This is a genomic window from Mannheimia indoligenes, from assembly GCF_036880405.1.
GTDB lineage: Bacteria > Pseudomonadota > Gammaproteobacteria > Enterobacterales > Pasteurellaceae > Mannheimia > Mannheimia indoligenes.
Window position 1 is genome coordinate 59,113 of record NZ_JBAJJM010000002.1, and the last position, 11,902, is coordinate 71,014.

Consider the following 11,902-nt stretch of genomic DNA (forward strand, 5'->3'; position numbering starts at 1 on the left):
GCTTGTTAGCGTACAATAGGCATAATTTTAATTAATGATGGAGGCGAGATGTCTGAACCGATTAGATTAACCCAGTTCAGCCACGGGGCGGGTTGAGGTTGTAAGATTTCTCCTAAGGTGTTAGGGACAATTTTACAAACACAGTTAGATAAATTTATCGACCCGAATTTGCTCGTGGGCAATGAAACGGCAGACGATGCGGCGGTTTACGATCTAGGCAATGGGCAGGCGATTATCAGCACAACGGATTTCTTTATGCCGATTGTGGATGACCCGTTTGATTTCGGGCGGATCGCCTCTGCTAACGCCATTAGCGATATTTACGCAATGGGTGGCAAGCCGATTATGGCGATTGCCATTCTTGGTTTTCCTGTAAATAAATTGCCGGCAGAAGTGGCTCAACAAATTGTTGAAGGTGGGCGTTTTGCCTGTCAGCAAGCTGGTATTGCGTTGGCTGGCGGACATTCTATTGACTCGCCTGAGCCGATTTTTGGCTTAGCCGTTACAGGGATTGTGCCGACTGAGCGTGTTAAACGTAACGCTTCGGCAGTTGCCGGCTGTGAACTGTTTTTAACCAAGCCGTTAGGGATTGGGGTTTTAACCACTGCCGAGAAAAAAGGCTTGCTCAAGTCGGAACATCAGAATTTGGCAAGTGAAGTGATGTGCCAAATCAACTTAATTGGGGCTGAATTTTCCGAACTTGATGAAGTAACGGCAATGACTGATGTAACAGGATTTGGGCTGTTGGGGCATTTAAGCGAAGTGTGCCAAGGTTCGAATTTGCGTGCGGAAGTGCATTTTGCCGATATTCAAACCTTAGAGGGTACTAAAGAGTATATCGCCTTAGGGGCAGTACCGGGTGGAACAAATCGTAACTTTGACAGCTACGGGCATTTAATTTCAGCGATGACGGACGAGCAAAAAGCGATTTTATGCGATCCACAAACCTCAGGCGGTTTATTGGTGGCGGTGCTGCCACAAGCGGTCGAAAAAATCCAACAAATTGCAAATCAAGCAAATGTATCACTATACCACGTTGGCAAATTGCTTGAAATGGAAGAGGGAAAACCACTTATTGAGGTAATTTGATGTTTAAACCAAATATAACAATGGCTTGCGTGGTACATTGCAAGGGCAAGTTTTTGTTCGTTGAAGAGATTGAATATGGTAAACGAACACTTAATCAACCGGCAGGACATTTAGAACCAAATGAAACGTTGCTGGAAGGGGCAAGCCGAGAGTTGTTTGAAGAAACCGGTATTCGGGCGGAAATGGCAAGCCTTGTTAAAATTTATCAATGGCAAGCCCCACGCTCTAAAACGGACTATTTGCGTTTTCTGTTTGCGGTAGAGCTTGAAGATTGGCTCGAACCAAAGCCGCAGGATTCGGATATTACCCAAGCAATGTGGCTCACGTTTGAGGAATTTAACTACTATATTCAGCAGAAGGGGCAATGTGAACGTAGCCCACTGGTGTTGCAATCATTGAAAGATTATTTGAACGGCGAGCGTTATCCGCTCTCGTTACTAAATGCGTTTGAGTGGAGGAAAAATGCAGCAATTTGATGTTGTGATTGTAGGCGGAGCGGTAAGCGGCTCGGTGTTGGCGTTGGCGTTAAGCAGTTTTTGTCAGCACAAAATCTCCATTGCGATAGTTGAAAAATCGTTGCCCAACTATGAACAACAAGGCGGTTTTGATGCTCGTAGTATTGCCTTAGCCGAAGGCAGTTTGCAAAAAATGAGCCAAATTCTACCGCTTGCAGGCGAGAATTTGGGCGAGATGATTCAAGCTATTGCTACCCCAATTCAACAAATCCAAGTAGCAGATAAAGGGCATTTTGGCAAAACTACACTCAAAGCAAGCGAGCAGAATATTCGTCAACTCGGTGCGGTGGTCGAGCTGGCAAAATTAGGCAAAAATTTAACTGCTTGCATTGAAAAACAGCCGAATATTCACGTTTTTTGCCCGAATGAAGTTAAGTCAATTAAACGCTCACAGCAATATTGTGAACTGACGCTAAAAAATGGCGAGAAGCTGAGCTGTTCTTTACTTGTGGCGGCTGATGGTATTCAGTCTCAAATTGCTAAACAATGTGGAATAGAAACTGTACAAGTTCGAGATTATAAACAATCAGCCATTATTGCTAATGTAGAGCTGAATAAATGGCATCAATATCAAGCCTTTGAGTATTTTACCGAACAAGGACCTTTTGCTTTACTGCCGTTAGGTGGCAATATGATGTCATTGGTTTGGTGTGTGAAAAATGCAGATGAATTGGTGCAGTTGTCAGATAATGAATTTTTAAGCCGATTACAACATCAATTTGGTTGGAAATTAGGACAGTTTTTGCGTGCCAGCAAGCGGTTTGTTTATCCGCTGATTTTGCAAAAAGCAGAAAGTCATATCCATCACCGATTAGCTATTGTCGGTAATGCGGCACAGATGCTTCACCCGGTAGCAGGTCAGGGATTTAACTTAGGATTGAGAGATTTGTACGCATTGGCAAAGCGAGTAGCAGAAGCCTTTAATCAGGGCAAAGATATTGGCGACTTTTCGTTGTTAGTCGAGTTTGAAAAAGAGAGAGTGCAAGATCAAAGTCGTATTATCAATGCAACAAGCGGTTTAATTTCTGTCTTTTCTTGCGGAATGTTGCCTATGCAAGTTATGCGGAACTTAGGGCTATTCGCCGTTTCACACTCGAAAACGGCTAGAGATTTTATAGCTAATCGAGCATTAGGGTGGTAAAAGTACAAAATCTTAAATTTTCTATTTGACATTGTTGCAAGAGCGCTATATTATTCTGCCGTCTAAAAATCAATCCTAAGCCTTGAATGAAAATTCAAGGCTTTCCTTTTAGTGGAAGCCCTAGAAATTTTGTTTGCCGTAAAATCGGCAAAAAAATTTTACCTAAAATTGGCAACCGATTGCCGTAATCGTTTGCTAAGATGGTTTTGTATGCTTTCATCTGAGTAACTGCAAGAGTTACATCGTCATCACACAAAGAGAGTAAAAAATGACCACAGAAAATATGAATACGCCAAAACAGGCGTTTATCGGCTTGCAAATGTTGTTTGTTGCATTTGGGGCATTGGTATTAGTTCCGCTAATTACCGGTTTAGATCCTAATGTTGCCCTTCTTACTGCCGGTGTCGGCACTCTAATTTTCCAAGTTTGTACTAAACGTCAAGTCCCTGTTTTTCTCGCATCGTCTTTCGCTTTTATTGCTCCAATCCAATTCGGTGTCCAACAATGGGGTATTCCTGTAACAATGGGAGCATTACTATGCTCAGGTTTCATTTATATGGCATTATCTGCTTTAGTGAAAGCAAAAGGTGTTGAAATCTTACATAGATATTTTCCACCAATTGTGATTGGTCCTGTGATTATGGTGATCGGTTTGGGTCTTGCTCCTGTGGCAGTAGATATGGCAACAGGTAAATCAGCAAACATTCCATATAACACTGCAATTGTTGTTTCAATGACAACGTTGGTAACTACCCTTATTGTGGCTGTTTTTGCTAAGGGTTTATTGAAATTAGTACCAATTTTAGCCGGTTTAACAGTAGGCTATATTTTATCTATCTTTATGGGATTGGTGGATTTTACCAAAGTGATTGAAGCTCCTTGGTTTAGCTTACCAAATGTTTCTGCACCTGAATTTAAATTAGATGCTATTCTTTACTTACTACCAATTGCTCTTGCTCCTGCAGTTGAGCATTTAGGCGATGTGATGGCTATCAGCCAAGTAGCAGGCAAAGATTTTATGAAAAAACCAGGCTTACACCGTACACTTTTAGGAGATGGTTTAGCAACTTCTGCGGCAGCGGCATTAGGTGGTCCACCAAATACGACTTATTCAGAAGTAACCGGTGCAGTGATGCTAACCAAAAACTTCAATCCGAAAATTATGACTTGGGCTGCGTGTTGGGCAATTGCCTTCTCATTCTGCGGAAAAATTGGGGCATTCCTTGCAACGATCCCAACTTTCGTGATGGGCGGTATTATGATGTTGCTATTCGGTGCAGTAGCCGTTGTGGGTATCAATACCTTAATCAAAGCTAAAGTTGATTTAAGTATCCCACGCAATCTTTGTATTGCTTCTGTTGTAATGACATTCGGGATTGGTGGTATGTTAATCAACATCGGTGAGTTCTCTTTGAAGGGAATCAGCTTATGTGCTTTAGTGGCGATTGTGCTAAATATCGTATTACCAAAAGAAAAAAACGTAACTCACTAATCGGAAAGGACGCTAATGCGTCCTTTTTGTTACAAATTCTAAAATAAGGAATAATCTATGCAAAAATTAACGTTCAATCCTCCTCTTCTTAATACGCCTTGCCCTTGGTGCTCTGAGCTCGACAACCTGCGTGAACTCTATGCGTGTGAATACACGGGGGCTGTTACTACGCGTACTTCAATGTTAGAGCCATACCCACACGATTGGGCGAACAATCAATATGTTTTATTTGATTCTACTGCTCAACAAGTTGCCGGTGTAAATGTACAAAATGCAACTGCTATGCAAACTTCCAGCCTCAATACTATTGGGCTTAGTCCGAATAATTTAACTGTAACCAAAGGTTTTGTTCGTACAATTTCTGATGAATTAAGCTCAAATAGCAGTAAACCGTTTATCATTTCTGTATTTGGCTCACCTGAGGAAGTGGGAGATTGTTACGAGCAGATTTGTGCGTTACAAAATGAAGTGAAAATGCCATTGGCAATGGAAATTAATATTTCTTGCCCTAATATTCCGGGTAAAGTTTCGCCCGCTTATTCCGCAGAGGAACTTCTGCCGTATTTAAAAGCACTACAAACAACGCTGGAGAAACTTAATCAGGGGGAAAATGCTCTGCCAATCGGCATCAAAATTCCGCCGTTTACTTACCAAAATCAGTATGATGAATTGATTAAAGGGTTATTACAAGCGGTCGAAAATGGTAAAAATTTACCAATTACTTTTATTACTTCAACGAATACGCTTGGCTCATCATTGTTAATGCAAGGTGATAAATCGGTATTAAACTCAGAAGTGGGTACAGGTGTAGGAGGAATGGCGGGAACTGCAATTCACGCCCTTTCTCTTGGAAATGTTTACACACTACGTCAAATGCTTGATCAAGAACCGGCATTGAAATCACTGCAAATTATTGGTGTGGGTGGTGTAAATGATAAAGCAGGCTTTGAGCGAATGAAAGCCGTTGGGGCTGACTTTGTAGGTTTAGCAACGGCATTAGGTGTGAAAGGAATTGGCGTGTTTAAAGAGATTTTGTCTTAATCACGAAGAATAGAGGCGTGCCTTGCACGCCTAAATACTAAATAAAACATTTAGCCCAACCATTTCTCCACTAATTCATTAGTGGTTTCCTTATGCACCCACATACTGCCCAATTCGGGGTGAGGGAATTTGGTGCGGTTGTAGCCGACAAATTGGCGAAAATCAAATACGGCGTGTGGGTAGCCGTTAATGAGTAAAAAGGCTTGATAACCGCTTTCGTCCCAACAAATTTCCAAACGGCGTGGCTCGTGTAGTGAGTTTTGCTCAATATCACTGACGCTAAATACAAACAGACTATCGACCACAGGTTGCTCGGTTTGGTGTAAATCCATCGCATAAAAATAGCCGGTTTCGTCATCAATTTCAAACATCACCACTAAATGTTCGTGCTGAGTAGAATGTGCCCCATTGCGGTAAGGCTCGTTAAGTAGAATATGATCGGTTAAAACAGAGTAGAGCATTAAGTTATCCTTATATAGAAAAATGCCACTGATTTCTCAGTGGCATTTGTGATTTCATATCAGCAATTACGCTTGACCTTTAATCTCTTTACGACCATTGAACGGAGCCGGTGTACCAGCACGCTCTAACGCTTCTTCGATACGGATTAATTGGTTGTATTTCGCAACACGATCTGAACGGCTCATAGAACCGGTTTTGATTTGACCTGCTGCTGTACCAACCGCTAAATCTGCAATCGTTGCATCTTCAGTTTCGCCTGAACGGTGAGAGATAACTGCGGTGTAACCTGCGTCTTTAGCCATTTTGATTGCAGCTAATGTTTCAGTTAATGAACCGATTTGGTTGAATTTGATTAAGATAGAGTTTGCAATACCTTTTTCGATACCGTTTTTAAGGATTTTAGTATTAGTTACGAATAAATCGTCGCCTACTAATTGTACTTTGTCGCCTAATACTTTAGTTTGGTATGCGAAACCTTCCCAGTCTGACTCATCTTGACCATCTTCGATAGACACGATTGGATACTCTTTACATAAGCCTTCTAAGTAGTGAGTGAACTCTTGTGAAGTGAAGGTTTTACCTTCGCCTTTCATATCGTATACATTACGTTCTTTGTCGTAGAACTCAGAAGATGCACAGTCCATCGCTAAAGTAACATCTTTACCTAATACATAACCTGCTTTTTCTACCGCTTCTTTGATACACGCTAATGCGTCTGCGTTAGAGGCTAAGTTAGGAGCGAAACCACCTTCATCACCTACTGCGGTATTTAAACCTTTAGATTTTAATACTTTCGCTAAGTTGTGGAATACTTCAGCACCAATGCGTAATGCTTCTTTTAATGTTGAAGCACCCACCGGTTGAATCATAAACTCTTGAATATCAACGTTGTTGTCTGCGTGCTCACCACCGTTGATGATGTTCATCATTGGTAACGGCATAGAGTAAACGCCCGGAGTACCGTTTAATTCAGCGATGTAAGCATAAAGCGGTAAACCTTTAGATGCCGCTGCAGCTTTAGCGGTTGCTAAAGATACTGCTAAGATTGCGTTTGCACCAAATTTAGATTTGTTATCTGTACCGTCTAAATCGATCATAATTTGGTCGATTTCAGCTTGTGCTGTACCTTCTTTACCTTCAATTGCTTTAGCAATTTCGTTGTTTACTGCTGAAACCGCTTTTAATACGCCTTTACCTAAGAAACGACCTTTATCGCCATCACGTAATTCTAACGCTTCGCGTGAACCTGTTGATGCACCTGATGGAGCAGCTGCTAAACCTACGAAGCCACCTTCTAAGTGAACTTCAGCTTCTACGGTTGGGTTACCACGAGAGTCGATAATTTCACGACCGATTACTTTAACAATTTTAGCCATTGTTGAGTTCCTCTAATTTGAGAGTTAATAGAAAAAAAGAATAGGTATATAGTAAAACGATTTTACGCTTTTGTCTTGGAAAAACTGTGATGAGAGTTGAGAATTTACCACTAATTTGATCTAAGACTATATTCGCTCAAGATTATAGCAATTTTTGCAAAAAACGGCAAAAATTTGCCCGCTTGTATGCTTATTTTTTGATTAAAAAAGTCAGTGTTTCATAATGTGAAGTATGAGGGAACATATCAAACAACTGCACTTTGTTTAATTCATAATTGGTTAAAGCTGCAAAATCTTTAGCCATAGATTGAGCGTTGCAACTTGAATAAATCAAATAAGGCGAGCCTAAATCATTTAAAAATTCCGCTAAAGGTTTGCCAATACCACGTCGAGGCGGATTGACAATCACTAAATCAGGTGTTGAGCCTACTTCATTTAACGCAAATTGGGCGGAGTCCAGTGAGGCAAATGTTACCTTTTCTAAACCTAATCTTTGGGCTGATTTTGTTGCACTGGCAATAGCCGAAGCCGAAATTTCAATGCCCGTTAATTCCACATCAACACCTTTATCTTGCAATGCTTTGGCACAATGTAACCCAAAGCCACCGACACCGCAGAACAGATCCCAACATTTTTGTATCGGTAAGTTTTCAATCCACTGTCGAGCAGTCAAATAAAGTTGGCTTGCAACAAAAGGGTTGGTTTGGAAAAAGCCTTGCGGACGAATAAATAACGGAATGCCGTTAAAATGTTCTTCAATGACTTTATGCTCTGTTAGGAATATCTCGGTTTCACCTTCCAAGACGGCTGCGTGTTGTGGTTGAATGTTGAGGCTAATGACCGAATTTTTGGGTAGTTTTCCTACTAAGTGAGGTAACTCTCTTTCGACTAACGCTCGCTTTGCTTCACTTCTTACCACAAAACGGATCATCAGCGATTGATTGAATTGGCTTTCGGTAATCAGAATATATTTCAGCTCGCCTTTTTTCTTGGCGATGTTATAAGGTACTAAACCGGCTCGGGCGATAAAGTCTTTTAAAATCGGAAAAAGAGCCGAAAACGAAGGCGGATAGAGAGAACAATCAGTTAAATCTACACCACTTTGTGCATCATTTTGATCTCTCAAAATGCCGAGAATCGGGCGTTCCACACTACCGGAGACCACCATTTTCGCTTTATTGCGAAACCGGGAAATCGGCGAGCGAACAAGCGGTAAGATTTCGGTTTCATTTTGCAAAATAAAAGGAAAAATTAACCGCTTGAGGTCGGCTTCTTTCTCTGTTAATTGGTTCTGATAGGATAGCTCAAGCCATTGGCAAGAGGTACAATCGCCACGCTCAAAGTGTAAGCAACTAAGTTGATTAGGCTGATTAAGCATTGGCTTCTTTCCACTCTAGCCAGTTATTTTGTAGAGCTGTCAGCTCAGCTTGAGCTTGTTGATAACGTGTGCTGTTTTCTAATTCACGCCAAGTTACGGTTCGACGTTTCATTAATGATAGATGACGTTCTTTTTGAGCTTGAGTTGGCTGGTATTGCAAGCCGTCTAACACCTGTACCACACCCTCAGGTTCATTACAAAGAAGTAATAAATCGCAACCGGCTTGAATCGCTTTTTCAGAACGTTCCACAAAATTCCCCATAAAGCCAGCCCCTTTCATTCCTAAATCATCAGAGAAAATCACACCATTGAAATTGAGTTGCTTGCGTAAAATTTCTTTCAGCCAGTAAGCTGAGCCACTTGCCGGTTGGCTGTCGCATTGGGTGTAAACTACGTGAGCCGGCATAATCGCAGAGAGTTTACCTTTGCTGATCAATTGTTTAAACGGCAGGATATCGTGGCTGAAAATTTCGGCTTTCAGACGATCATCAAACGGGGTTTCTAAATGCGAATCAGCTAAAACGTGCCCGTGTCCGGGAAAATGTTTGCCTGTGGTTGCCATTCCCATTTCTAACATTCCGTCAATAAAGGCTTCGGCAATAGGTAAAATAGTATTTGGATCTTGCCCGAATGAACGGTCGCCAATTGCTTTGCAGTCGTGTCCTAAATCCAACACAGGAGCAAAACTTAAATCAATGTCTAGTGCGAACATTTCCGCCGCCATTAACCAGCCTGTTTCTTTTGCTAGTTGCGTTGCTTGCTCTGGGGTTTGAGCCAATTGATTAAAAGATTGCATCGCCGGCAGTTTTGTAAAACCTTCACGGAAACGTTGTACACGTCCACCTTCTTGATCGACGGTAATCAATAAAGGTTTTTTCACGCGGCTTCGAATATCTTTTACTAAGGCTTGGATTTGTTGTTTATCGTAAAAATTGCGAGTGAATAAAATTAACCCGGAAACCAAAGGGTGTTCCAGCATTTCCATTTCTTCTTGAGCAAGTTCTTTGTCTTTAATATCAATGAGTAGCATAATTTGTAAAAAATCGGATAAATAAAACCGCTTGTATTGTACATTAAAAAGCCCTTGATTTTCATCAAGGGCTAACGAATTGCTCAGTAATTATATTTGTTGCACTTTTATTTGGTTACGACGCATTTTGATATTGAGCATTTCAACTACAACAGAGAAGCCCATTGCGGTATAAACTGCCGCTTTTGGAATGTGGATATCAAAGGCTTCGCCGACTAACACTACGCCAATTAAAATCAAGAATGCTAAAGCAAGATTTTTAATCGTTGGGTTATTATCAACAAAGTCGCCAATTGCTTTTGCTGCTAACATCATCACACCAACTGCGATCATAATTGCAATAACCATCACGGGAATGTCATCAGCCATTGCTACAGCAGTAATTACCGAATCAAGTGAGAAAATAACATCAAAAATAGCGATTTGTGCCAGTATCATCAAAAAGCCGGTCTTTTTGAGTGAGGTTGTTTCTTCCTCGTGTGAATTAGCCGAAATAGATTCTTTTAGTTCCATCAAACTTTTTACAATAAGGAAAAGACCGCCGATAAGTAAAATTAAGTCTCTACCTGAAATAGCATTACCTGCAATATAGAAAAGAGGGGTAACTAATTTCATCATCCACGCAAGTGAAAGAAGCAATAAAATACGTGTTCCCATTGCTAAAGCCAAACCGATAATTCGAGCTGATTGGCGTTGCTCAATCGGCAAGCGGGAAACTAAAATACTGATAACAATGATGTTATCGATACCAAGTACAATTTCAAGCCCGGTGAGCGTAACAAGTGCTACCCAAGCTTCAGGATTTGTCATCCACTCAAACATAAAATGTCCTTTTAAAAATAGGGAATTGCTTTTTTTCTATACAAAAGAAAGGCAACATCTTATAGAGAATAGAGGCAAAATTAAAGGGGGGAATATAAAAAGTTTTGTAAAATTTCTGCCGTGAATTGTTTGCGTAAATAAAAGCCTAAAGGCAGTGATTGAACTCGCTCACCATAAGCATTGATCGCAGAGGTTACAGAGCGATTGTTTCTACCTTTGGGTCTAAGTTGTAAGACTTCACCGTGCTTGGCATTAATTGCGTGAAGTTTGCCGAATACAATCATTTCCATCAACTCTTCCCAATCACGTTTTAATTGGAATTCTTGTTCAAGTGTAGGCGACCATAAAATCGCTTGTCCGATATGGCGTTGATAAAGTGGAATAGTACGTTCGCCTTCGACAGGAATCCATAATACACGCGAAAGTTTATGCTTAACGTGTGAACTTTCCCAAGTAATACCGTTGTTTTGAGTGAGAGGAGCAAGGCTTACAAACGTAGTTTCTAACGGTAAGCCTTTGTGATTAATAGGAATAGTTTTAAGCTCAATACCTAAATGCGAAAAATCTTGCTCTGCTTTGCTCCCCGCCTTTGCCCCAAGTGCAGTTTCTATAAGTGTTCCCACCCAGCCCTTGTCTCGTTTGAGATCCGGCGGAACCGGAATATTCAGCATTTCAGCAATTTCACCTAAGCTAAAACCTGCTAGCCATTGTGCTTTGGCTAACAGTTCTTGTTCAGTTTGAGGAACACCGGTAAGAGAATAATCATTCATAGAGAATTAATAAACAAGCGGTCGTTTTTTAATGATTTTTTGCAATTGGCATCATTGATAGGGCGAAAAATATTACCCTGCCAATTTACATCCACGCATTACTACGAATAACGCCAACCGCAATGCCTTCAATCTCAATATATTCTTGGCTTGGATTAACCACAATTGGCTTTAACTCATCATTTTCAGGGTGTAAATAAATTAAGTCTCCCTTTTTCTCTAATCGTTTCACTGTTACTTCATCATTCACTCGAGCAACAACAACTTGACCGTTACGAGCGGTATTGGTTTTATGAACAGCTAATAAATCACCGTCTAAAATACCGATTTTCTCCATTGAATTACCGTTTACTTTGAGTAAATAATCAGCAGTCGGATTAAACATAGCCCCATTAACAGGATAATGATTTTCAACGTGCTCTACTGCTAAAATCGGTGTGCCGGCAGCTACTTTGCCGATTAATGGTAAGCCTTCATCTTCATCATTGGCAGCTTCGTTTTCGTCCTCAACGAGAATGCGAATACCGCGAGATGTGCCGGAGAGCATTTCAATATAACCTTTGCGGGCTAAGGCTTTTAGATGTTCTTCTGCGGCATTGGGTGATTTAAAACCGATTTCTCGTGCAATTTCTACACGGGTTGGTGGCATACCTGTTGTTTCGATATGATTTTTTACAAAATCAAAAATTTCTTGCTGACGAGCAGTTAAATGTTTACGCATCTGGGTTGAACCTCACTGTCTTTATATACAGAAAATATTGATAGTATATACAGTATTTTTTATTT

Annotated in this window: 12 protein-coding genes; 5 read left to right on the forward strand and 7 right to left on the reverse strand. The window is 40.8% G+C overall.

Features of this window, described 5'->3' with window-relative positions; genetic code table 11:
• The first annotated feature begins 48 nt into the window (after positions 1-48).
• The 5 genes from selD to V6W77_RS02065 all read left to right on the forward strand — a co-directional run bounded on the left by selD (position 49) and on the right by V6W77_RS02065 (position 5,278).
• Positions 49-1,089: a selenide, water dikinase SelD gene (gene selD / locus V6W77_RS02045; RefSeq protein ID WP_334253647.1), complete on the forward strand. Its 1,041-nt coding sequence runs from the start codon at positions 49-51 to the stop codon at positions 1,087-1,089.
• Entirely contained in the window at positions 1,089-1,565 is a 477-nt protein-coding gene (locus tag V6W77_RS02050; protein ID WP_334253648.1) for an NUDIX hydrolase, read from the forward strand. Before selD ends, V6W77_RS02050 begins: the two co-directional genes overlap by 1 nt.
• Positions 1,552-2,745 carry a 2-octaprenyl-6-methoxyphenyl hydroxylase gene (gene ubiH, locus V6W77_RS02055; RefSeq protein ID WP_428981766.1) on the forward strand — a complete coding sequence of 398 codons (1,194 nt, stop codon included), beginning with the start codon at positions 1,552-1,554 and terminating at the stop codon, positions 2,743-2,745. The genes V6W77_RS02050 and ubiH overlap by 14 nt, the downstream gene beginning before the upstream one ends.
• 268 nt (positions 2,746-3,013) lie before the next feature.
• A complete protein-coding gene (locus tag V6W77_RS02060; RefSeq protein WP_283386171.1) occupies positions 3,014-4,237 on the forward strand; it encodes a uracil-xanthine permease family protein in 1,224 nt (407 codons plus the stop codon).
• 57 nt (positions 4,238-4,294) lie between these two features.
• Positions 4,295-5,278 (forward strand): dihydroorotate dehydrogenase, encoded by a 984-nt coding sequence (locus V6W77_RS02065; RefSeq protein WP_334234824.1) that lies wholly within the window; start codon positions 4,295-4,297, stop codon positions 5,276-5,278.
• Between the two features lie 50 nt (positions 5,279-5,328).
• Here the strand turns inward: V6W77_RS02065 and V6W77_RS02070 are convergent, their stop codons facing one another.
• The 7 genes from V6W77_RS02070 to lexA all read right to left on the reverse strand — a co-directional run bounded on the left by V6W77_RS02070 (position 5,329) and on the right by lexA (position 11,837).
• On the reverse strand, positions 5,329-5,739 hold the full coding sequence (locus V6W77_RS02070) for a DUF2251 domain-containing protein (protein ID WP_025236379.1): 411 nt from the start codon (positions 5,737-5,739) through the stop codon (positions 5,329-5,331).
• Positions 5,740-5,805: 66 nt separating this feature from the next.
• On the reverse strand, positions 5,806-7,116 hold the full coding sequence (gene eno, locus V6W77_RS02075) for a phosphopyruvate hydratase (protein ID WP_025236378.1): 1,311 nt from the start codon (positions 7,114-7,116) through the stop codon (positions 5,806-5,808).
• 190 nt (positions 7,117-7,306) lie between these two features.
• Positions 7,307-8,494: a 23S rRNA (uracil(747)-C(5))-methyltransferase RlmC gene (rlmC, locus tag V6W77_RS02080; protein ID WP_334253650.1), complete on the reverse strand. Its 1,188-nt coding sequence runs from the start codon at positions 8,492-8,494 to the stop codon at positions 7,307-7,309.
• Entirely contained in the window at positions 8,487-9,524 is a 1,038-nt protein-coding gene (gene nagZ / locus V6W77_RS02085; protein WP_334253651.1) for a beta-N-acetylhexosaminidase, read from the reverse strand. Before nagZ ends, rlmC begins: the two co-directional genes overlap by 8 nt.
• 90 nt (positions 9,525-9,614) lie before the next feature.
• Positions 9,615-10,346: a TerC family protein gene (locus V6W77_RS02090; protein WP_334235953.1), complete on the reverse strand. Its 732-nt coding sequence runs from the start codon at positions 10,344-10,346 to the stop codon at positions 9,615-9,617.
• 80 nt (positions 10,347-10,426) lie between these two features.
• Positions 10,427-11,116: a DNA mismatch repair endonuclease MutH gene (mutH, locus tag V6W77_RS02095; protein ID WP_334248230.1), complete on the reverse strand. Its 690-nt coding sequence runs from the start codon at positions 11,114-11,116 to the stop codon at positions 10,427-10,429.
• Positions 11,117-11,201: 85 nt separating this feature from the next.
• Positions 11,202-11,837 carry a transcriptional repressor LexA gene (gene lexA / locus V6W77_RS02100; protein ID WP_025236373.1) on the reverse strand — a complete coding sequence of 212 codons (636 nt, stop codon included), beginning with the start codon at positions 11,835-11,837 and terminating at the stop codon, positions 11,202-11,204.
• Positions 11,838-11,902 lie beyond the last annotated feature (65 nt).